General features: G+C 69.0%; 18 protein-coding genes and 1 tRNA gene. 10 read left to right on the top strand and 9 right to left on the bottom strand.

Annotated elements, in window-relative coordinates:
* Positions 1 to 170 precede the first annotated feature (170 nt).
* Complete coding sequence (locus QM582_RS01435; RefSeq protein ID WP_415081093.1) at positions 171 to 1,385, bottom strand: MFS transporter; 1,215 nt, start codon at positions 1,383 to 1,385, stop codon at positions 171 to 173.
* A gap of 5 nt (positions 1,386 to 1,390) precedes the next feature.
* Positions 1,391 to 1,831, bottom strand: coding sequence for a MarR family winged helix-turn-helix transcriptional regulator (locus QM582_RS01440; protein ID WP_415081095.1), 441 nt, complete (start codon positions 1,829 to 1,831; stop codon positions 1,391 to 1,393).
* Positions 1,832 to 2,072: 241 nt separating this feature from the next.
* Between QM582_RS01440 and QM582_RS01445 the strand changes: the two genes are divergently transcribed.
* From QM582_RS01445 to QM582_RS01455, 3 genes are all read left to right on the top strand, one after another.
* Entirely contained in the window at positions 2,073 to 3,353 is a 1,281-nt protein-coding gene (locus tag QM582_RS01445) for an oligosaccharide MFS transporter (RefSeq protein ID WP_415081097.1), read from the top strand.
* Positions 3,354 to 3,638: 285 nt separating this feature from the next.
* A complete protein-coding gene (locus QM582_RS01450) occupies positions 3,639 to 5,771 on the top strand; it encodes a glycosyltransferase (protein ID WP_415081098.1) in 2,133 nt (710 codons plus the stop codon).
* Positions 5,772 to 5,775: 4 nt separating this feature from the next.
* Entirely contained in the window at positions 5,776 to 6,870 is a 1,095-nt protein-coding gene (locus QM582_RS01455) for a glycoside hydrolase family 5 protein (RefSeq protein WP_415081099.1), read from the top strand.
* 4 nt (positions 6,871 to 6,874) lie between these two features.
* Here QM582_RS01455 and QM582_RS01460 read toward each other — a convergent pair whose 3' ends face one another.
* A complete protein-coding gene (locus QM582_RS01460) occupies positions 6,875 to 7,459 on the bottom strand; it encodes an acyltransferase (protein WP_415081100.1) in 585 nt (194 codons plus the stop codon).
* Positions 7,460 to 7,726: 267 nt separating this feature from the next.
* Between QM582_RS01460 and QM582_RS01465 the strand changes: the two genes are divergently transcribed.
* From QM582_RS01465 to QM582_RS01480, 4 genes are all read left to right on the top strand, one after another.
* Positions 7,727 to 8,566 (top strand): WecB/TagA/CpsF family glycosyltransferase, encoded by an 840-nt coding sequence (locus QM582_RS01465; protein WP_415081102.1) that lies wholly within the window; start codon positions 7,727 to 7,729, stop codon positions 8,564 to 8,566.
* 153 nt (positions 8,567 to 8,719) lie between these two features.
* Positions 8,720 to 9,685, top strand: a complete 966-nt coding sequence (locus QM582_RS01470; protein WP_415081104.1) for a glycosyltransferase — start codon at positions 8,720 to 8,722, stop codon at positions 9,683 to 9,685.
* A gap of 250 nt (positions 9,686 to 9,935) precedes the next feature.
* A complete protein-coding gene (locus QM582_RS01475; protein WP_415081106.1) occupies positions 9,936 to 10,817 on the top strand; it encodes a hypothetical protein in 882 nt (293 codons plus the stop codon).
* A gap of 1 nt (position 10,818) precedes the next feature.
* A complete protein-coding gene (locus QM582_RS01480) occupies positions 10,819 to 12,156 on the top strand; it encodes an O-antigen ligase family protein (RefSeq protein ID WP_415081108.1) in 1,338 nt (445 codons plus the stop codon).
* 344 nt (positions 12,157 to 12,500) lie between these two features.
* Here QM582_RS01480 and QM582_RS01485 read toward each other — a convergent pair whose 3' ends face one another.
* The 4 genes from QM582_RS01485 to QM582_RS01500 form a co-directional block, all read right to left on the bottom strand.
* A complete protein-coding gene (locus tag QM582_RS01485; RefSeq protein WP_415081110.1) occupies positions 12,501 to 14,168 on the bottom strand; it encodes a LamG domain-containing protein in 1,668 nt (555 codons plus the stop codon).
* A 462-nt stretch (positions 14,169 to 14,630) separates the two neighbouring features.
* Positions 14,631 to 16,274, bottom strand: a complete 1,644-nt coding sequence (locus QM582_RS01490) for an oligosaccharide flippase family protein (RefSeq protein ID WP_415081112.1) — start codon at positions 16,272 to 16,274, stop codon at positions 14,631 to 14,633.
* On the bottom strand, positions 16,271 to 17,215 hold the full coding sequence (locus tag QM582_RS01495) for a glycosyltransferase family 2 protein (RefSeq protein ID WP_415081114.1): 945 nt from the start codon (positions 17,213 to 17,215) through the stop codon (positions 16,271 to 16,273). Before QM582_RS01495 ends, QM582_RS01490 begins: the two co-directional genes overlap by 4 nt.
* A 120-nt stretch (positions 17,216 to 17,335) precedes the next feature.
* Complete coding sequence (locus QM582_RS01500; protein ID WP_415081116.1) at positions 17,336 to 18,478, bottom strand: acyltransferase family protein; 1,143 nt, start codon at positions 18,476 to 18,478, stop codon at positions 17,336 to 17,338.
* Between the two features lie 804 nt (positions 18,479 to 19,282).
* Here QM582_RS01500 and QM582_RS01505 point away from each other — a divergent pair.
* Positions 19,283 to 20,341 carry an acyltransferase gene (locus QM582_RS01505; RefSeq protein ID WP_415081118.1) on the top strand — a complete coding sequence of 353 codons (1,059 nt, stop codon included), beginning with the start codon at positions 19,283 to 19,285 and terminating at the stop codon, positions 20,339 to 20,341.
* 37 nt (positions 20,342 to 20,378) lie between these two features.
* Here QM582_RS01505 and QM582_RS01510 read toward each other — a convergent pair.
* A tRNA-Gln gene (locus QM582_RS01510) sits at positions 20,379 to 20,457 on the bottom strand.
* 88 nt (positions 20,458 to 20,545) lie between these two features.
* Here QM582_RS01510 and QM582_RS01515 point away from each other — a divergent pair.
* The gene (locus tag QM582_RS01515) at positions 20,546 to 21,238 is read left to right on the top strand and encodes a TetR/AcrR family transcriptional regulator (RefSeq protein WP_415081120.1); all 693 of its coding nucleotides are present in this window, start codon (positions 20,546 to 20,548) and stop codon (positions 21,236 to 21,238) included.
* A gap of 8 nt (positions 21,239 to 21,246) precedes the next feature.
* On the opposite strand, the gene QM582_RS01520 is transcribed toward QM582_RS01515, so the two are convergent.
* The gene (locus QM582_RS01520) at positions 21,247 to 22,170 is read right to left on the bottom strand and encodes a LysR family transcriptional regulator (protein ID WP_415081122.1); all 924 of its coding nucleotides are present in this window, start codon (positions 22,168 to 22,170) and stop codon (positions 21,247 to 21,249) included.
* Between the two features lie 140 nt (positions 22,171 to 22,310).
* Between QM582_RS01520 and QM582_RS01525 the strand changes: the two genes are divergently transcribed.
* Positions 22,311 to 22,457, top strand: coding sequence for a hypothetical protein (locus tag QM582_RS01525; protein ID WP_415081124.1), 147 nt, complete (start codon positions 22,311 to 22,313; stop codon positions 22,455 to 22,457).
* Positions 22,458 to 22,582 lie beyond the last annotated feature (125 nt).

Below are 22,582 nucleotides of genomic sequence, written 5' to 3' on the forward strand. Positions count from 1 at the left end.
GATCTCAGCCTAATGGACCTGCGGGGGTGGCCCGCACCCGAGAACGGCAACCGCCCGCGACGGGCCGCGGCGCGGACGCCGGCCCGAGCCCACCGCTCGCCTAACTATCTGGGGCTCGCCGAGTTCGGCGAGCCCCAAATAGTTAGGCGAGCGGATGGTGCGGACGAGGGTCAGGAATCGCCGAACGACAACGCCTCGGCCTCGGTCACCGAGTTGACCGGCTCGGCACCGTGCTCGGGCTGGTCGTCGATCACCCGCAGCCGGCCGCGGGCAGTGCACAGCACCCCGATCGCGGCGGCCACCGCGACGGCACCGACCCAGAACGGCAGGTGGATCGAGTACTCGCCGATCACCCCGGCCAGCCAGGGAGCCACCGCGCCGCCGGTGAACCGGACGAAGCTGTAGGCCGCCGAGGCGGTGCCGCGCTCGGCGTCCGAGACCTTCATCACGGCCTCGGTGATCAGGGTGTTGTTCACGCCCAGGAACGCCCCGGCCAGCACTACCCCGGTGGCCAGCACGGCCTTGTTGTCGGCGAACAGGGCCATGGTGGCCAGCACCAGCGCGAACCCGGTGAGGGCCGCGACGATGCCGCCGAAGGTGCCGATCCGACGTTGCACCCAGGGCGCCAGGAAGACCGAGGACAGGGCCAGCAGGATGCCCCAGCCGAAGAAGATCAGACCGATCTCCAACGCGCCCATGGCCAGCGGGAAGGGAGTGAAGGCGAGCAGGGTGAAGAAGCCGAAGTTGTACAGCAGCGCGGTGATCCCGACGGTGAGCAGGCCCCGGTCGCGCAGCGCCAGCAGCGGGGCGGCCAGCGAGGTCGCCTGACCGGAGGGCCGCTCCGGCGGCAGGCTGACCAGGGTGGCGACCAGCGCCACCGCCATCAACACAGCGACCCCGAAGAACGGCAGCCGCCAGGACACGCTGCCCAGCCAGCCGCCGAGCAGCGGGCCGGCCGCGATGCCGACGCCCAGCGCGGCCTCGTAGAGGATGATCGCCTGACCGACCGAGCCGGTGGCGGCCCGGACGATGGTGGCCAGCGCGGTGGCGATGAACAGCGCGTTACCCAGCCCCCACAGGGCACGGAACGCGACGATGCCGGCGACGCCTTCCTGCATTCCGGCCAGCGCGGAGCCGGCGATGATCAGGGCCAGACCGAGCAGCAGCGTCCACTTGGCGCCGAGCCGGCTGCTCACCCAGCCGGTGCCGAGCATCGCCACGCCCATCACCGCCATGTAGCTGGTGAACAGCAGCGACACCTCGGACGGGCCGGCGCCCAGTTCGTCCGCGATCGGCTTGAGGATGGGATCGACCAGGCCGATCCCCATGAAGGAGATCACACAGGCGAAGGCGACGGACCAGACGGTCCGCGATTGACGCAGCATGGGCGTCATTCCTTTCCGGCCGCCGCAGAGGCGGCCTGCAATAATTGCTCCAGTAGATCGGCGGCGTCTCGGACGCGGCTCTCAGCGACGCCGGCCGCGTCCATGATCCGGGTGAGTGCCTCCCCCCGGGACCGCCGGGCTTTTTCCAGCGCGGCTCTCCCACTAGGCGTGATGGCGACCAGGATGGCGCGCGCGTCGTCGGGATCGGCGTCCCGCTCGACCCAGCCGCGAGATTCCAGCCGGCCCACCTGGCGGGTGACCGCGGGCTGACTGGTCTGATCGGCATGGGCCAGGTCGCCGATCCTGATCGGCCCCCGTTCCTCGACGATCGCCAGCAGCCGGAACACTCCGGACGGGGCGCCGAGGCCGGCCTGCGTGCTGGCCCACCGAGAGAGCGCGCCCGCGGCCCGCACCAGGTCTTCGGCGGCGGACGACGGAGTATCCATGCCTTAGTTATATACCTAGGGTATTTAAATTTCAACCCTGACCCCCGGCGGCACTCCAGGCGGCCTGGATTGACGCCTCGCCCGCATCCTCGTCGGCCACCTCGGCGGAATCTTGACGGATGGACGCCGCGTTGCTACCTTACGGATGCTAAACCGGTTCAGCAGCGTCGAGAATCGATTTAGCCTCATGAGTACTCGGTCTCCGGCCGAGCTGATCCGAAGATCAAAGGAGCTCTTTCCTATGCCGAAAATCGGTCATCTGTTCAAAAACGGCGCCTATCTGCAGAGTTCCGCCACTCTGTTCATCTTCTTTGCCTCGTGGGGCATCTGGTGGTCGTTCTTCTCGACCTGGCTCGACAAGAGCCTGGGGCTGAGCGGCGCCCAGATCGGCACCGTCTACTCGGTGAACTCGTTCACCACCATCGCCGTGATGTTCTTCTACGGCATGGTCCAGGACCGGCTCGGCCTGAAGCGGCACCTGGTGATCCTGTCCTCGGCGGTGATGGCGAGCCTCGCGCCGTTCGTCATCTTCGTCTACGAGCCCCTGCTCAAGAACAACTTCGGCTTGGGCGTCGCCGCCGGCGCCATCTACCTGCCCTTCGGCTACACCGCCGCGGTCGGCCTGCTCGAAGCGTTCTCCGAGCGGATGAGCCGCACCTACGGCTTCGAGTACGGTCAGGCCCGCGGCTGGGGTTCGCTCGGCTACGGCGTGGCGGCCCTCGGCACCGGCTTCATCTTCACCATCAACCCGCAGATCAACTTCTTCCTGGGTTCCGCCTTCGGCATCGCCTGTCTGCTGATCCAGGTCTTCTGGAAGACCGATCACGTGCCGCTGGCACCTGGCCACACCGCCCACCCGCACACCCCGAGCCTGCGCGAGATGGCCGCGGTGCTGAAGCTGAAGAACCTCTGGGTCGTCATCGGCTTCGTCATCTTCAGCTGGACGTTCTACAACCTGTACGACAACCAGATGTTCCCGAACTTCTACCGCGGCCTGTTCGAGAACGAGGACGTCGGCCTGCACACCTACGGCATCCTCAACTCCGTCCAGGTGTTCGCCGAGGCCGGCTGCATGATGCTGGTCCCGATCATCATGCGGAAGGTCGGCGTCCGGACCACGCTGATGCTGGGCGTCTCGGTGATGTGCCTGCGCATCCTCGGCTCGGCGGTGTTCCACGATCCCGTCCTGGTGTCGATCGTGAAGATGTTCCACGCCATCGAGGTGCCGCTGTTCATCCTCGGCATCTTCCGCTACCTGACCCTGCACTTCAATGCGGCCCTCTCCGCCACCCTGTACCTGGTGGGCTTCGAGGTGTCGGCGCAGGTCGGCAACACCGTCTTCGCCATCCCCTTCGGCGCCATCCGCGACTCGATCGGCTTCCAGCCCACGTTCTTCGTGATCGCCGGCGTCGTGGCTCTGGCGGGCATCTGGGCGTACTTCGCACTCAAGAAGGACGACCAGGACGTCGAGGGTGATCCGTTCGTCCGCGACTCGCAGCGAACGGCGGACGCCGCGGCCTGACCGACGGCCACCATCGCAACGCAACTCAGCGCCTCGGGATCCCGGGGCGCTGAGTTGCGTTGCGGGCCGGCAGCGTTGCATTGCGGGCCACCGCCCCCGACGGGTCCGATGATCGTCGGGACACTCGGCGGCCCGGCCAGGGTAGACTGCCAGTCACCACCGCCCCGGACCATACGAGGCGCTGCCCGTCGGGCGTCGGTCGACGCCACGGTGAGCAGCCCCGGACCCCGACGCCCTGTCCGCTCGCGCACCGCGCCGAGCACCTCAGTTCTACACGGAGTTCCCTTGCCACTCGCCAGCCTGATCATTCCCGCCCACAACGAGTCCGCCGTCCTGCCGGCAACGCTGGAGCGGATCGCCGACGACCCGTTGGCGGCGTCCGTCGAGGTCGTCGTGGTCGCCAATGCCTGCACCGACTCGACCGTCGAGACCGCCCGCGGTTTCGCCGACCGGCTCCCGCTGCTCACGGTGATCGACACCGAGACCCCGGGCAAGGCGAACGCCCTGAACCTCGGCGACGAAGCGGCCCAGGCATTTCCGCGCATCTTCCTCGACGCCGACATCGTGCTGGGGCCGGGCGCCCTGGAAGGGATGATCTCCGCGCTGTCGGTGGACGAGCCGGTGGTCGGCTCCCCCGCCATCCGCTTCGACCTGGACGGCGCCGACCGCTGGGTGCGCGACTACTACCGCGTCTTCGAGCAGATGCCGTACCTCAGCGAGGACCTCGTCGGGCTCGGCGTCTACGGCGTCTCCGAGCAGGGCCGGCAGCGTTTCGAGCGGTTCCCCGACCTGATGGCCGACGATCTCTACATCCAGCGCCTGTTCGAGCCCGCCGAACGCGTCCGGACCCCCGGCGAGTTCGTGGTGCGGACGCCGCGGCGCTGGGCCGACCTGGTCCGGGTGCGGACCCGGGTGGACCGCGGCAACGCGCAGGTCGCGGCCGCCGCCGACGATCTCGAGTCGGGCCACGACTACTCGCGGACCTCGTCCTCGTCGGTGCGCAGCCTGGTCGGGCTGGTCGCCGAGCAGCCCTCGCTGGCCCCGTCCGCGCTGGTCTACGTCGGCACCACGGTGGCGGCGAAGGTGCAGGCCCGGCTGAAGGGCGATCAGTGGGGGCGCGACGACTCCAGCCGGGTGGTAGCGACGGATGCCACAGCGGTCGACTCTCACGAGCCGGTGGCCTACCTGGTCAGCCAATACCCGCTGATCTCGCACACCTTCGTCGAGCGCGAGATCGAGGGACTGCGGCGGATGGGCACGCCGGTGCACTCGTTCACCGTCCGCCCGCCGGGCGCGCTGCTCAGCGAGACCATGCGCGCGGAGGCCGCGCGCACCATCGTGCTGCAGGAGTCGACCGGCGCCCTCGCCACCGCGGCACTGCGTGAGACCCTCGGACATCCGGCGGCCGTGCTGGGCGCGCTCGGACGGGCCGTCCGGACCGGCGAGGCCCGGGCCCGGAGCCGGGTCTGGCAGATCTTCTACGCCGGTGAGGCGATGCGGCTGCTGGCCGAGATGCGCCGCCTCGGGTTGCGCCACGTGCACGCCCACTTCGCCAACAGCGGCGCCGACATCGCCCGGGCCGCCGTCGCCTACGCCCGCAGCGTCGATCCCGACGGCGGCTGGCGGTGGTCGTTCACCATGCACGGACCGACCGAGTTCGAGGCGGTCGACCGCTTCGACCTGGCCGGCAAGGTCGCCGACGCCGACGGGGTGGCCTGCATCTCCGACTTCACCCGCAGCCAGCTGATGCGACTCAGCGACCCCAGCGACTGGGCCAAGCTGCAGATCGTGCACATGAGCGTCGACACCGACCGCTTCGTGCCGCCCGCCGAGCCCCGCCCGACCGACGGCCCGCTGCGGATCCTCGACGTCGGCCGCCTGGTGCCCGAGAAGGGGGCGCCGGTGCTGCTGGACGCCGCCACCCAGCTCGCCGAGCAGGGTGTCGACTTCGAGCTGCGGCTGGTCGGCGGCGGTGACCTGGACGCCGAGCTGCGCACCATCATCGCGGCCCGTGGCCTCTCCGACCGCGTCACCCTGGTCGGCCCGGTCGGGCAGGACGACATCCTCGCCGAGTACCACTGGGCGAACGTGTTCTGCCTGCCCAGCTTCCAGGAGGGCCTGCCGGTCGTCCTGATGGAGGCGATGGCCACCGGCATGCCGGTGGTGACCACCCCGATCAACGGTATTCCGGAGCTGGTCAAGGACGGCCGCAACGGCTATCTGGTGCCCCCGGGCCGGGCGGACCTGCTGGCCGACACGCTGGCCGGCCTGGCGTCCGACCCCGCGTTGCGGCATCGGCTCGGCGTCACGGCCCGTGAGGACGTGATCGCCGGGTTCGCGCTGGATGCCTGCGCACTGGCGCAGCAGCAGTTCCTGGACGGTATCGGACGCCCGACCCCGACCGAGTCGATCGGCTGACGCCATGGATCCGGTCAACCAGGAAGCCCACCCGGTCGACCGCCCCTTCGGCCGGCGGGCACTGCTCGCCGCCGGAATCGGGATCCTCGCGTCACCGATCCTGGGAGGCTGCGGCTCCCCTGCCCCGACCCGCTTCGAAGCGGTGGACGGGATCATCCGCGGTCTCGACGGCGCCACCTTCACGCCGCTGGGCGCGAACGTGGGCACGGTCAAGACCTTCGACTGGAAGGGCGATGCCCGCGGCCACGCGGCCGACGCGGTGGCCTGGGGCTGGAACACGGTCCGGCTCAACCTGATGGTGACCGACGCCGCCAGCTGGTCCTACGTGGCGAACCGGGGCGCCGACGCACTGCTCGACCTGGCGTCCGAGATCGTCGACGAGTACACCGGCGCCGGCCTGGTGGTGATCCTCGACGCCCACGACAATCCACGGTCCAAGGACAACGACCAGGCCGCGGTCGAGTCGCAACTCATCTCCTGGTGGACCACCGCCGCCGCCAGGTTCCGGGACAACCCCCGGGTGTGGTGCGGGCTGCTCAACGAGCCCGACTACCTCAACGACGAATGGGTGCGGATCCTGGACACCCTGGCCAGCGCGGTGCGCGGCACCGGGAACGCGAATCCGATCCTGCTCGGGGCACCCTGCTGGGGCCAGGACCTCGGCCCTACCGAGCCCTACTTCGCCGGCGCCAAGTTCAGCTACCAGGCCGACATGGCCCCGGCCCTGCAGCGCAAGCACGGCAACGTCATCCTGGAGCAGCACAACTACGGCGCCTACGAGATGTACTCGACGGCCGACAAGCTCGCCGGCTACGTCGCCAAGGTCCGCGAGGCGGGGCTCACCCCACTGATCGGGGAGTTCGGCTACACCGTCGACCGCTCCAGCACCGCGGGCAGCTTCGCGGCCAACTACGCCGGCGCGCAGGCGGTGCTGGAGGTTGCCCGCAACGACGGCGTCGGCGCGCTGTGGTGGCACGCGACGCACGGCGACAAGTACTCATTGAAGGCCGACGGAACGGCCTTCTGGACCGGCGGGCCCGACCACGGGCTCTCCGACGGCGGGTCGCGGCTGTGGCAGCTCGGCCACCAGCCCCGCTAGCGGGCTAGGACTTCCGCTCGCCCACCTGGCGCGCCGGCGAACCAGCGACGATGGCGTTCTCCGGCACGACCCCGCGGACCACCGAGTTGGCCCCGACGACGGCACCGGAACCGATCCGGGCACCCGGAACGATGATGCACCCGGCCGCGATCCACACGCCGTCGCCGATCTCGACACCGGTGCCGGACCAGTCCTGGTCGACGATGGGCACCCCGGCCCGGGTGCCGTGATTGCTGCCGACGACGGTCACGTTCTGGGCGAGCAGGCAGCGAGCACCGATCGTGATCGGTGCACCGGAGGCCCGGATGTTCCCGAACTCCCCGATGTAGGTCTCGTCGCCGACGTCCAGCCGGGAGCCAGTGAGTCCGCCGCCGTCGACCACCACGATGCTGGTCGGGCCGCTGATGCTGACCCGGTCTCCCAGCCTGATCCGGCCCGGATCGCCCAGGATGGTCACCCGGCGGCTGATCGCCGCCGTGGGGTACGTCACCCGCAGTGCCGTGCGGGTCCGGACGGCGTTGACGTCCGCCAGCAGGTCGCGAGCGACGGACTTCGCCAACGCCATCGCCGATCGAGAAATGGAGGTCACCGGACGGATGCTAGCAGCGCGCCACTCCCCAGGGGCGAGCGCCCGCAGCGCCGCGAGGCTGGCAAGACCCTGTCCACAGTGCGATACAGCAAGTGGCCTTTTTTGACGTCCAACGCAATTCGTGCATACTAGTCAAGGTAAGTATCCTCGGGGGAGGTCATTACGGGAGCGCGTACCCATTTTCGGGTACGCAACTTCGGTATAGACCAATAGAACGCACACCTGGTTCATTCCCCGTTCCCACCCCAGAACGAGAGGAACCGCTCCGTGAATAACGTCCATACTCCACTCACCGACGCCCCGCGCCGACTGTTCGCCGGCGCCGCCAAGGTCGCGCCCGAGATGATCGTCTCCAGCGTTCCGACCCAGCTGCTGACCGCGGGCGACGCGCTCGATCTCATCGAAGCCCACTGGGCCTCCGACCAGGATCAGCCGCTCGGGGTCGCGTCGATCAATCTCGACCACATCCATCACTTCGGCGAGAAGGGTGCCTGGCACGGCTCGCTGGGCAAGTCGATGCCCTGGCTCAACCTGATCGACGGCGCCCCGATCGCGAAGAAGGCGCGCCGGCTGACCGGAACCCCGTGGCCGCGGCTCGCCGGCAGCGATCTGATGGGACCGATCCTCGACCGGGCGCAGGCCGGCGGCATCCGGGTCGGTTTCCTCGGCGGCGCAGCGCCGACACTGATGAAATTGCGCGAGACCGCAGCGGTCGAGTGGCCGCACCTGACCATCGCCGGCACCTGGGCACCTCCGCGGCAGCAGATCGTCGATCCCGCGGCCTCCCGCGAGTTGGCAGCCGAGGTTCGCGAAGCGAACGTCGACCTGCTCGTGGTCTGCCTCGGCAAGCCGCGCCAGGAGGCCTGGATCGAGGCCAACGGCGCCGCGACCGGAGCCCGCGTGCTGCTCGCCTTCGGCGCGGTTGTTGATTTTCTCGCCGGCGAGGTCTCCCGGGCTCCGCAGGTGATCGCCGAGGCCGGACTCGAGTGGGCTTGGCGCCTGGCGCAGGAGCCCAGCCGTCTGGCTCGGCGCTACCTGGTCCAGGGACCGCCGGCGTACCTGCAGCTTCAGCGAGCCACCCTGGGCGGGTCCTTCGGCCACGAGTGAGGGCGTCCAGCCCGATAATTGCTCCCCGTTTGCGATAGTCCGCGGCGGGGAGCATCCTTGTCTGTAATTCCCCAGACCGAGCGACCGCCGCGGCGCCCGGACGCGACGATCAGCAACGCGGGCGATGTGGAGCCCAGAAGGAGGTACCTCCGGGTGACCGACGCCTATGCGCCGATTGCTCCGCTGTCGGCAAAGGCCTTGCTGGTCTGTTCGACCGGGGGCCATTTGTCCGAATTGGTCCGACTCGAACAGCGCCTGGGAATCCATCCCGACTCCGTGTGGCTGACTTTCGACACGCCCCAAGCGCGGCAATTGCTGCGCCACCGACGCGTCCACCACCTGCCGTACATCGGCCCTCGTGACGTGCGCGGAACGCTGGCCGCGATTCCCGAGGCACGCCGCCTGCTGCGCGCCGAGCCATTCGAGGTGGCGATCAGCACCGGGGCCGCAATCGCCACGGCGGCCCTTCCCGCCGCTGCTCTGCACGGCGTCCGGGCGGTCTACGTGGAGAGCGTCTGCCGGGTTCGTGGCCCGTCCGCGACCGGTCGGATCCTGCAGCGGATCCCCGGCATCTCGCTCTACACCCAACACCACGAGTGGGCCGGCCGGCGCTGGCAGGCGTGCGAGAGCATCCTGTCCAATGTGCGCAGCGAACCGGCCGATCCGCACGCCACGCCACACCGCCTCTTCGTCACGTTGGGCACCATTCGGGGCTATCGGTTCGATTCCGCGATCGATGCCGTGCTGGCCAGCGGATACGCCAACGAGCACACCGTGTGGCAACTCGGCGACACCGACCGGGCCGACGACCTGCCCGGAACCGTCCACGACTACCTGACGCCCACCGAGTTCGTGGCCGCCGCCCAGGCGGCCGACGTCGTGGTGACACACTCCGGCGTCGGCACCCTGCTGGAGCTGCTGTCCATGGGCATCTATCCGGTGATGGCAATCCGGCGGTCCATTCGCAATGAACACGTCGACGACCATCAGACCGAAATCGCGGAACTGGTCAACGGCGCCGATCTCGGCATCGCCGTCGATGGCCCGGACCTCACCGCGAGCGTCCTGGAACGGGCCGCCCGGCGGCGGGTGATCGACGGGTCGAGCCCCTCCCACTAGGGACGACGCGGAACGGTCTTGAGTTCGGGCGGCGTCCGGCACCGGCTCCCCGATCCCGCGCCACCGTAGAAAGTCGCGCCGTTACGGCACCGAATCCGATGGACGGTGCCGGCCCAGAACCACGGACGTGGTAAGAGTCGTCGGCAAGTCCGGCTACGCTAGTGCGCGGCGTCGAGGCGACACCTCCTCCGCCATGCCCAAATAGCTTGACATCACACGGTCCCCGCATCGGGGACATAGGGGGAAAGACGTGAGTAGTACCGAATATCGCGAGAGCGAGCCGTTTACCCAGGTGGCGATCGGCCCGCTCGCCGCCTGGCGACGGCAGTGGGTCAAGGGCACCGTGGCTGCCCTGATCGGCGCCGTCGTCGGCGTGGCCGTTGGTTTCGCGATGCCGGTGTCGTACACCGCGGAGTCCCGGGTGGCAGTCGGCGCGGGCGACCTCACGTCGGGCGCCGTGGCCGGCTTCCCGCTCGCCGCCTCCGGGCTCGCCTCCAACTACGCCCGGTACGTGAACGACCGTGGCGTCGCGCAGACCGACGTGCCGGAGGGCGTCACGCTGTCCGCCTCGCAGATCCCGGAGTCCAATGTCATCCGGATCGAGGCGGTCTCCGCCGACTCGGCAGCGGCGACCGCCGCCGCCAACACCGCGGCCGAGCAGTTGGTGAACATCGTCAACACCAACGGCCGGCAGTCGATCGACGCGGCCTTCGCCGACTTCTCCGAGGCTGCCAAGAACGACGCCAAGAACCAGACTCAGCTGGCTGCCGCGCAACGCAATCTGGACCAGCTGCTGAACAAGGACGGCGCCAAGAAGGCGGCCATTCAGGCCGCTCGCGACAAGGTCACCCAGGCCGCCGCGAACGCCGCCAACACGTCCGCGAAGTCGGCGGCGCTGCGCCAGAAGTACACCAACCTGGTGGACGGCGGGAAGACCGCCGCCAACCTCCAGCTGATCCGCACCGCGGACGCGCTGAAGTCCAATCGGATGAGCCGGGTCTCCCAGCTGGGACTGCTGGGCCTCATCGTCGGAGCGGCCGCCGGCCTGGTGATCGCCCTCCGGATCGAACGCCGGGGCACCTCGACCGCCCGCACCGCGAACGAGAAGGCGACCGGACGCCACGGTGAGTGACGTGTCCACGTCCGCACCGAGCAGGGCGCTGCCGCCGCAACAGTTTCCCGGGATCGGCCCGCGGGAGCCCGCCTACGTCTGGCTCCTGCTGGCCGGCCTGGTCTTCACCATGTTCACCGGCCACACCGACGCGATCGGGCTGCCGATTCCGCTGGACCGGCCGCTGATCGCGCTCGCGGTGCTGCTGTGGTTCCTCGACCCTGCCCGCGATCACCTGCGGCTGCGGGCCTTCTACGCGGTCGCCGGCGCCACGATCGTGTGGACCACGCTCTCCTGGATGTCCACCTGGCCGCCCAGCGACACCCAACCCGCCTTCGCGCTGCTCGACCGGATCATCGTCCCGCTGCTGATGTTCCCGCTCGGCGCCGCGATCTTCTCGACCGGCCACCGCCGGGAGCTGTTGCTCCGGACGTTGGCATTGATGGCCATCTACATCGGCTTCACCGGCCTGATGGAGTTCCTCGGCATCCGCTCGCTGCTGTTCCCCCGGTACATCCTGAACGGCCCCAGCCAGGGCATCGACAGCCGGGCCGGCGGTCCCTGGCTGGCGCCGGAGCCTCTCGGCATGGTGTCGGTGCTGGCGATCTTCATGGCCGGCCTGCTGGTGCACATCACCAAGGAGCGGCTCTGGCGCGTGATCGGCGCGGTCGGCGTGTTCAGCGGGATGATCGGCACGGTCGTCTGCCTGACCCGGTCGACCTGGCTCTCCGCGGTCCTCGCCGGGCTGGCCGTCGCCGTCCTGGTACCCCGGCTGCGGCGTCGGCTGGCTCCACTGGTGGTGCTGATCGTGATCGCCGGCACGGTGCTGCTGGTCGCCTTCCCGGAGTTCCGCGACGCGCTGGCGACCCGGCTCTTCACCGAGCGGTCGGTCTACGACCGGCAGAACACCAACGCCGCGGCACTGCAGATCGTTCAGCAGCTTCCGCTGTTCGGCATCGGCTGGGCCCAGTTCGTCCACCAGAACGTGCTCTGGGTGCGTCAGGCCGACACCTACCCGGTGACCACCGTGACCATCGAGGTGCACAACGTGTTCCTCTCCCGCGCCGCGGAGACCGGCGTGCTGGGTGCTCTGCTCTGGGCTCTGTGCTTCATCACCGGGCCGATGCTGGGCCTGCTCGCGAAGCCGAGCGCGGTCTGGTCGCGGCACTGGAAGCTGGTCGGCCTGGCCGCCTTCATCGTCTGGATCGTCCCGTCGATGACCAGCCCGAATCCCTATCTGACGCCGAACTATCTGGTCTGGCTGATCTGGGGAATCGCCGCCCGCGGCATCCTGATCGACTTGCCGCGCCGTCCGGCGGCCTCCGCGCTGCCGGCGTCCGACCTGGTCGGCGGCCGGTAGCACCGGCAACAGCAGTCGTCACTCCGGCAGATCGCCGGGCCAGGGCCGGGAGCGTCTATCGCTCCCGGCCCTTTCGGCGTCCGGCGGCAGCCAGCCGGAGAGCACTGCCGCTGCCCCTCCCCCCATCGACCGAGGACGCGCGGCCGCGGGGCACGGGCGCCGGTCGAGGGGTGTCCGGCCGCGAGTAGCCGGTGCGGCTGGCGGGTGCGGCTGACGAGTGCGGCAGGCCGGGTGCGGATGTGGATTCGGGCCTGCGGATGTCGACGTAGGTGCGGGTGCGGAGAAACGCCAGCGGCGCCGGCCATCAGGCCGGCGCCGCTGGGGTTGTTCGTCGCGGTGTTCGCTCAGGAAGCAGCCTTGTGCTGTGCCGCGACCGTGGTTGCGCTCAGCACGGTGCCGTAGACGGCGAACTCGTCCAGCGAAGCCTGCGCGTAGTAGCTGCTGGGCGCGCTCGGCCAGCTCTTCAGGTTGCCGCCGCCGAGCCGCCAGTAGCCGGACCCGGACTGCGCCTTGGTCTCGCTGTTGCTGGCGATCAGCGCACCGTCCACGTAGAGCTTCGTGCCTCCGGTGCCCTGGGTGGCGGTGACCATGTGCCAGGCGCCGTCGTTATAGGCCTTGGAGCTCGTCAACGCGGAGACCTTGCCGGAGTAGGTGCCGAAGACCAGCTTGCCGGCGTTGGTCAAGTAGAGCGCCCGGTCATAGCGCGAGCCGTTGCCGGTCTTGGTGCTCTCGAAACCCGCCAGCTTGCCGCCGGACTTGGTGGTGGTCTTGAACCACAGTTGCATGCTGAACGAGCTGGACGGCGTGGTGGCGGCCGAGCTGGAGACCAGCGAGCCCGACTTGCCCTGGGTGGTCACCGCGGTGTTGCCCTTGATGGCGCCGGCCACACCGGTGGTCACGCTGCTCAGGGTTCCGGTACGACCGTTGCCGCTGGAGTCCGCGGCGGTGCTGCCCTTGTCGGACAGATCCCAGTACAGCGAGGGCTTGGCTCCCTTGACCGCGGCGGCGTAGCCGGTGTTGGCCGGTGCGCTGGTCGACGGGTTGGACACCACCGGCGGCGTGGAGGTCGCCGGCGGGGTGGAACCGGCGTTCACCGGCGCGCGGTAGTTCAGCGGGAGGGCGACGAGCTTGTCGAGCGGGAAGGCGACCTCGCCCTTGCTCTTGTCGCCGGCCATCTCGGCCCAGGCAGCCCGGCCACGGAAGATCGACGAGTAGCGGTCGGTCGACAGCGCGATCGGGTTCTCCGCGGCGAAGCTCACCGAGCCCGAGGTGTCGGTGATGATGATGCCGTACTCCTGCGCGGCCTTGGCGATGGTCTTGGCCGCGGGCGAGAGCTTCATCGCGTCGATGTTGAGGCTGGCCGGCAGCCGCAGCATCTGACCGATGGACAACTCGCTGCCGGTCCACCAGCCGTCGGTCCGGACGGCGGGCCAGGAGATGCTGCCCTTCTTGGTCTGCGGGACGGCCAGGCCGACCACGTGGTCGATGCGACCGTTCAGCAGCTCCTGCTCGCGAATCGTGGTGGCCCACTTGGCCATGCCGCTGGCAGAGGCACCGAAGGTGCCGCTGAAGACGCCGAGCGACTTGTTGGCCTCGGTGATCTTGCCGCCCCAGCAGGCCTCCCACTTGCTGCCGTTCTTGCGGGCGCGCCACAACTCGACCAGCTCCTTGCTGTCCGGGTTGTAGATCGCCACGCTGCCGTCGGTGGACGGGTCGGGCTGCATGTCGTTGGGGATGTGGACCTTCTTCAACTGTGCGTTGAGGTAGACCGCGACGCTGGCGGTGTGACTCTGGCAGTTCCACGCGGTGATGTCGTAAGCCGGATCGGAATTGCGGGCCACGTACAGCGGCGTGGAGTACTTGCCGGTGTTGATCGCCACGTTGGGGGTGGTGGCGGTTCCGTAGTACTTGTGGGCCTGAGCCTTGAGGCTCGACACCAGCGCACCGGAGTCGGAGGCTGCCGGGGTGGAGCTGGGCAGCTTCTGGTAGAAGGGCGAGTTCGAAGCGAACACGCGCGAAGAGACGGGACGGCTGTCGGTTCCGGAACTGCTCTTCGCGACAGCCGGCAGCGGCGAGGAGAGCGCGAGTGCGGCAGCGCTGAGGGCTACCAGGGCGGCTCGACTGAGCTTGGCCATTGGGGGTCGTCCAATCGTGAGAGGTTGGGCCGGGGCTTCCCGGGTCGTTGGCGAAAGGTGCGCGCTGGGCGCAGCCGAAAGCTTAGTGCAAACTGAGGATTTGCTGAAATCTAGCCAAGGATGTCGGCTTACGCACAGCCGGACGCCGGCGTCCCACTCTCGCGAGAAGCAGCGTCAGCACTTGTCAGACGGTGATTGGCGGGATGCAACAGGGCCTCCGGAGGCAGCGTGGCGGCGGCGTCCGATGCCCAGAATCATCCAAGAATTATGAGAGACACCTGCGCCGGACGCGACGATCGCCGCCCCACCGGACGGCGGGACGGCGATCGGGGTTCAGGCTCAGCGCCGGAGCTTTGAGCGGGCCTGATCGATCAGGCCACGCAGCCGGCGGATGCCCACGATGTAGATGACGTAGGCCAGCAGCGCGGGTGCGGCCGCCGCTCCGACGGTCAGCAGCGCCAGGGCGCCGTAGGGCACGATGGTGCCCACCACGTAGTGTGCGACCGCCCAGCAGGACGCCGCGGAGAACGCGCTCGCAGCCACCACCCAGAGCCACGGAACCTCGCTCCAGGGCGTCGGGAGCGGAGTGTCCACCCGGCGCTGACCGACCCAGGTCAGGTACGTCGCGGAGCAGATCGCGGCGACCAGGGTGGCGCTGATCGTCCCCACCACGCCGAAGGAGAGGATCAGCGGGAAGGTCAGCGACAGGTTGATCACCATGTTGATGACGTCGTAGGAGAGGGTCAGGCCCGACCGGCCCAGCCCGTTCAGCCAGAACCGCTGGACCATCATGGTGAGGGTCACCCCGTAGGCGAGCAGGATGACGGCGGCCACCTGGCCGGGCAGATCGGTGCCCAGGTGCAGCCACACCGTGACGCCGAAGCCGGCAGCGGGGACGCCGACGCCGATCCAGCCGGCGATCAGGCGGACCCAGAGCCGCTGGATCTTGATCACCTGATCGACCGCCCCGGTCGGCCCGTGCTCGCCGATCGCCCGGGCGATGTTGGCATCGATCGGAACGGTCGCGTTGAACGGCACTCCGCGCATCGTGTTGGCGAAGCTGGCGCCGGTTCCGAACGCGGTCATCTGCGGCGCCGCGAACCGGCCGACGAACAGCGAATCGCCGTAGTCGGCCAGCAGCGTCAAGGTGCCGGAGATCTGGATCTTCCAGGCGTAGCCGAAGAACTCCTTCAGCAGGCTCCACGGCACGAACCGCACCGCGGCCCAGTCCAGCCGGCGCAGCGCGGCCGGCAGCACCATCAGCGTCGGGAAGACCTGCTGGGCGATGAACGCCCAGGCGATTCCGACCAGCCCGATGTCGTTCTGCACCGCCAGCACCATGCCGGTGGCGTAGGCGAAGAAGCCCAGCAGGTCACCCAGGGCGGTGAACCGGAACAGGTTCGCGGTGAGCAGCACCTGGGTGAACAGCCCACGGACCTGCGAGATGCCGGCCAGGATGATCATCACCCGAAGCAGGTAGACGGCCCCCTCCGGGTCCTCCGCCGAACCCGGGAAGAAGGCCATGATCTGCGGCGCGGCCAGCAGCAACAGTGCGCAGAGCACGGACGCCGCGATGGTCATGATGACGAACAGGGAGGTCAACAGCGAGGTCATCGCGGCCCGGTCGCCGCGTCCGGTGTAGATCCCGAAGTAGCGGCGCGAGCTCGCCCCGACGCCGCCGTCCACACTGCCGATGAACTGCTGGATCACCGCGATCAGCAGGAAGACGCCGTAGAGCCCGGTGCCGAATCCGTGGATCAGGTACGGGGTCAGCGCAAGGTTGAAGACCAGCGGCGACATCTGGGCGAGCGCCTGCCAGCCGGTGCCGCGGGCGAGCCTGCGAAGCAGGCTGGGCTCGGACACCGGGGTCTTCACCTTCGCCGCACCCTGTTCGATGAGTTCCTCCTGGGTGACGGCGGATTCGTCGTCCGTCGAGCCCTCGGCCTCTCCGGGGTGGGCGGGGCCGGTGCTGGTGTCGGTCACAGACGCTCCTTCGCCCGCCGCCGCAACGGCGTTCCCTCGGGCATCAGTTCCAGGATGGGCGCGGCCACGCCGGCCACCATCGCCTTGCTCCGCAGCCCGCGATAGCGCGGATAGTCCCTGGCCGCGGCGCGCAGCAGCGCGGCGCCCTGGCGGAAGTCGCCGGCGGCCCAGGCCTGCCTGGCCAACTGCCGCTGCCGCTGCGGAGACCCGTGGTTCGCGCGGGCCGACAGCAGCGTGCGCTCGCGTTCGGTGAGGGTACCTGCGAAGCGCGTCGCCAGCCCGGCGAAGAGCTCGTCCTCGGCATCCATCATCGCCGTCGAATCCGCCGACTGGCTGTGGCCCTGCTGCCGGTACATGGCGGTCTCCTCGGTCTGGAATGCCACTCGCCACCCGGACAGGATCGCGCGCGCCCAGTATTCCCAGTCCTCGCAGCGGTGCAGGTCTTCGCTGAACGGGCCGATCTCGTCGACCATCCGGCGCGGGAACACCGAGAAGATGGACACGAAGTTCATCTGCAGGATCGCTTCGCGCTGCTCGCCGACCGGAATTTCACCGAACGGCGAAACCCCGTAGTCCTTCAGTCCATCGTCGGTGAGCGCCATGGCGGCGCAGGTCACCCAGGTGCGGGCCGGCGACTTGTCGAGCACGGCCAGCGCCTTGGCGACGTAGTTCGGCAACAGGATGTCGTCGGAGTCGCATAAGGCGATGACGTCCCCGGTGGCCGACTTCAGCCCGGTGTTGCGGGCGGCGTTGGGGCCGGCGTTGCGCTGCTGCAGCAGGGTGATCCGGTCGCCGAATCCGCTCGCTATGCGATGGGTGTCGTCGGTCGAGCCGTCGTCCACAACCACCAGTTCCACGTCCGGGTGGCTCTGGCTCAGCACACTGCTGATCGCCGCCCCGATCCGCGCCCCGGCGTTGTAGGTGGGCATGATGATGCTCACTCTCGGCACGTTTGTGTTCCCCCCAGGTCAGAACTCCGGGGAGCCTCAGACGAGGCTCCCCGTTCAATTAGCTCGTGACATCGTATCAGCGCATACTTGCGCCGCCCCGATCTCAGCCCGTCACCCGGGCGTTCCGGCGTATCCCACCTTCTTGGCGCGCTCTTTCCGGTTCACCGGCTTGTTCGGCTTCTGGCCGAATATCGGCCAGCTGACCCACGGGTAGCGAGCGAACGTCCGCTCCACCCAGATCGGCAACGCGATGGCCAGCGGAAGGCCGATCGCGGTACGGATCCAGGCGTTGTCGATGCCGATCCGGGGCATGACCCCCATGCCGAACGAAATTGCCCAGTTGTGCAGGATGTACACACCGAACGAATACAGCCCGATCGTGCTCAGGAACTTGTTCTCCAGGACCTTCCGGAGAGCGAAGAGGATGAAAATCGCCAGGTATCCGACGATCGACTTCGTCAGCCGGTCGAGCTGCGGGGTGACGACGACCAGCTGCGGGAACAGGTCGTAGCGGACCACGACGCGCAGCGCGAGGAAGACCACGAAGCCTGCGGTCGCCCAGGGCAGCATCCGGCGCTCGAAGGCGGCCGTGGAGAACCGCTTGAACCCGACGCCGAGGAGGAACGGGCCGAGCAGCCACAGTCCCCGCCCGTAGTTCAGGATGCCGTCGTCGAATTGGACGTTCAGCACCACGTACGCCGCGGTCACCACGATCCACACCGTGGTCCAGCGGGACAGCGGCTGCAGCCAGCCCAGGATGTCCAGCACGCCCACGGCCAGGAAGCACCACATGATGGCCTGCAGGAACCAGTACGGATCGACGTCGGCGTAGAGCCAGAAGTGCGGAAGCCCGGACAGTTCGGTCTTGATCCCGCCGCCCGGGCCGACCACCTGCCACAGGAAGTAGATGGTGCCCACCACCAGGAACGGGACCAGCAGGCGCTTGAACTTGCCGCGAACCAGCCGCGGGTACTGGCTCCACGACGAGATCGGACGCAGCGCGTAGACGTAGCCGGAGAGCACCGCGAACATCGGCATCCGGACGTCGCCGAGCAGCTTCATGACCACGTTCCACCAGTCCGACTGGGCGGTCAGGGCGCCGCCGGGCGGGCCCGACTCCGAGACGTGGTACAGCACCATCAGGATCAGCACGATCCCGCGCAGGGACTGGATGCTCAGGTCGCGGCCGCCACCAGGGGCCGGCGAAGCCGGAGCGGACGACTGCGGGGCCGCAGAGCTGTTCGGCTGGGTCATATCAAACCTCCGGACGGGCAGTGCGCTGCCGCAAGAAGGACTCTTCAGTGTGGTGGGGTTGCCTCATCTGTCTTCTCCGATTAGCCGGCGGATGTACTGGCCATGGCCGGACCGTGCCGATCGATCGGAGTCCATTGGCTCCCGTTGCTGTCCACTCGCAAACGCAAGTGCACGATCGTCCCGGCATGTCTTGATGTATTGGACCGCTGGCCCCGCCGTCGGTCACGACGACGGTCTCGAAACCCCCAAATGGCTGCCGATCCGATGTGGGAGGCGTGCCGCCCGGGGTGGCGAGCCGACCTGCGGAGGGCTGTGGGCCACTCGCCCAGTCCTGCTTCTTATCGCGCCTAAGGACGCAGCGGCAGTCTGTCACATTTGCAGGACTGCACGCAAACGCGGCCGCACCGCGGGACGCCGCCCGGACGCCGGCGGAGCCCAGCATGCGGCCGACCCTCCCCCCGCGGTGGCGCAGGCCGTAGCCCGAGACCCCTTTGGCCCACTAAACCCTGTGTGCTAGCTTTTCGCGAGCACATGTTGATCGGGAGACCGTGCGTCCTGACGTCGCGTTCGAGCGTCGCAGCGAACGGTACCCCTCGACCCCGGACGCCGCGCACCGGCACCCCACACACCGGCCCACCATGAATCACTCCTTTATGCACTCCTGTTCACCGGCCCGTAGCGGCCGGCGGCCGCAGTCCCCGAGTCTCTCGATCGCCCATGTCCGGTAGCCGGGCGGCGTCCGGTGACGCCGGCGGGAAAGGTGATTCCGGTCAGCCACGCCGCGCCATATCCTCGGAGCAGATCGTGACCAACCAGCCCCCCGCCGCCAGCCGATCCCGCACCCGGCTCGCCTACGTCGACCGACTCCGGGTGGCCGCGGCCGCCGCGGTGGTGCTGGTGCACGTGTCGGCCGTCGGCTGGTACGCGCTGCCGCCGGCGTCCGTCGACTGGCAGGTGGCGAACGTCTACGGCTCGGTGAGCCGGTGGTGCGTGCCCATCTTCTTCATGATCTCGGGCGTGCTGTTCCTCGCCCCGCAGCGCACCGACGCCCCGAAGAAGATCTGGCGCCACTACATCAGCCGGCTGTTCGTGATGTACGTCTTCTGGAGTTCCACCTATGCGCTCGTCAACATGGCCGTCGGGCGCAAATGGGAATGGAGTTACGCGCTCCAGCAACTCTGGGACGGCTATTACCACTTGTGGTACCTGCCCGCGATGGCCGGTGTCTATGCCCTGATCCCGCTGCTGCAGCGGGTCGCCGCCGTCCGTTCGCTGGCGTGGTACGCGGCCATTCTGACCGGAATCGCCAGCATTCTGGTGCCGACCACGGCGATCATTCCGGTGGTCGGCAGCCATTGGGCCAATCTGGTCAGCCGGGTCGGCCCGTACCTGGTGGCCGGCTTCCCGTTCTATTTCCTGCTGGGTCACCTGCTGCACGAATCGGCTCGTGAACTGCCGCGCTGGGTGCGTCCGGCCGCCTACGTCGGCACCGTGGTCGGCATCGTGATGACCGCCGTCGGGACCTCGGCGCTGTCCCTGGAGAAGGGCGTCGGCGTCGGGTCGATGTACGGCTACTTGAACCTCGGCGTCGCGTTGATGTCGGTCGGGGTGTTCCTGGCCTTCCACGACGCCGGCGGCACCACCCAGACCGGGCCGCGGCTGGCCGAGGTGGCCCGCTGGACGCTGCCGATCTACCTGATCCATCCGGCGCTGGTGCGGCTGATCGAGGAACTCAACGTCTCGCCCGGCCTGCTTCCGACCGCGATCGGCATCCCGCTGATCTGGATCGGGGTGCTGGCGATCAGCGCCCTGATCAGCGCGGTGCTGGTGCGGATCCCGTTCGTCAACTCCTGGCTGATCTAGCAGCCACCACGACCGCCGACAGCGGCGGCACCACGCGCTCCCCGGGTAGGAGTCGAACCTACTGCGCTAATCCTGATTCAAAGTCAGGCGGGCCCTGCCGGAAGACCAACCGGGGATCGATCGATCCACACTCTACGGCGGCCGGCGATGCCTCGCATCCCGGGACGATTGGCGCACCGAGTTCCCGGACGCCAGACTGGGCGGATGCCAAGCTCGTCAGCCGCCGCCGGACGGGCGCGGCGCGTCCGGGTCAGGATGACCCGCGCGGAGCGGCGCGAGCAGCTGATCGAGGTGGCTCGCGGGCTGTTCGCCGACCGCGGCGTGGACGGCACCTCGGTGGAGGAGATCGCGGCGCACGCCGAAGTCAGCAAGCCGGTGGTCTACGAGCACTTCGGTGGCAAGGAAGGCCTCTACGCGGTCGTGGTGGACCGCGAGGTGCGCGCCCTGCACACCGCCATCCGGTCCGCGCTGACCACGCCGCGGGCCGGCGCCCGGCGCCTCATCGAGCTCGGCACGCTGGCCCTGCTGGACTACATCGACGCTTGTCCGGACGGCTTCCTGATCATCTCGCGGGGGTCGTCCGCGACCTCCCCGGAGGGGTCGTTCGCGACCATCCTCTCCGACATCGCCGGACGCGCCGAGGATCTGCTGGCCGCCGAGTTCTCCAAGACCCAGCTGGATCCGGCACTGGCGCCGATGTACGCCCAGATGCTGGTCGGCCTGGTGGCACTCACCGGCCAGTGGTGGCTGGACAACCGGGACAGCGGGCTGGCCAAGGACGTGGTCGCCGCGCACGTGGTGAACCTGGCCTGGAACGGCATGCGGCACCTGCAGGTGGCGCCGCGGCTGGAACGTCCGAGGGACGCCGACGAGGCCGCTCCGGACGCCATCGACTGAACCGGCCCTCAGCGGATCGGCACCGGACGCGGCAGCCTGCCGGTCTCCGCCCGGGTCAGCACGTGCTCGCGGAACAGTTCGGCGGCGGGCAGCCGGCGGCGATGATCGTTCCAGGACAGCCCGACGGTGCGTTCGGCGTCCGGATCGGACAGCTCCAGGTAGTGCACCCGCGGCGAGGACGGCTCGATGGCGCCGGCGTCCCAGCGGGCCGGGATGATGGCCACCCCCAACCCGGAGGCGACGTAGCCGCGCAGCGTCGGCAGGTCGTCGGCCACCAGCGCCACCCTGGCCTCGAAGCCGGCCCGGGCGCAGAGCTGGTCGAGCTGGCTGCGCAGCAGGGACGCGCGCCAGAGCGTGATGAAGGAATCCTCGGCCACCTCGGCGATGCCGACCCGGCGGCGGTCCGACAGCGGATGCCCCTGCGGCAGCAGCAGCCGGATCGGTTCCCGGACCAGCGGCCGCCACTCCACCCCGTCCTCGATGACGTGCAGGGTGGACAGTTCCAGATCGACCGGGCTGCGGGCACCGACCGCCGAGGCGTGCTCGTCCGGCTTGGAGCGCAGGTCGAACCGCACCTCGGGGAAGCGGGTCCGGAAGCTGCCGATCAAGTCGGGCACCAGCCAGGTGCCCAGCGACGCCTGGAAGGCCAGGCTGACCGTGCCGGTCTCGGGGCTGACCAGCTGCTGCACCGCCGCGATGCCGTCGTCGAGGCGATGCAGCGCGGCGCCGACGTGCCGATGGAACGCCGCGCCGGCCGGGGTCAGGCTGAGCAAGCGTCCGGAGCGTTGGAAGAGCTCGGCGCCGACCTCCTCCTCCAGCCGCGCCAGGGCGCGGGAGACGCCGGGCTGGGAGCGCATCTCCAGCTCGGCCACCTCGGTGACGGTCGCGCCGTCGGCCACCATCTCGAACCAGCGCAGCGACTCGGTGTCCATCGGCTCACTCCTCGTCCATTAGATGCAGATTTCGCATGGATTCTATGTCTTCACTTCATTGGACGCATCGAACGCGATCCCGAACACTTGTTGTTGTGGCAAGCACCCCGCCACCCGGACAGACCAACAAGGAGACCACCATGAGCCTCACCAAGATCGTCGCCGCCTTCGGCCCCACTCTTCGTCGTACCGCTTTCACCTTCCCCACCGCCGGCTTCGCCGCCCCGTCGTTCCACACCGTGCGCCTGGTGGCCGAGGACTGCCTGACCGAGAACCCGGCCAAGTAAGGGGGCACCTCCCCCGCGGGTTCCCCCGGCGATCTGCGCCGCAGCCGACCACCACGGCGCGCCGGATCACCAGGCCCGACCCGTCAGTCCGGTCGCACGACCCGAAGCGGGGGGCCCGCGGGGGG

The organism is Micropruina sp., from assembly GCF_047607385.1.
In the GTDB taxonomy this organism is placed as follows: Bacteria; Actinomycetota; Actinomycetes; order Propionibacteriales; family Propionibacteriaceae; genus Micropruina.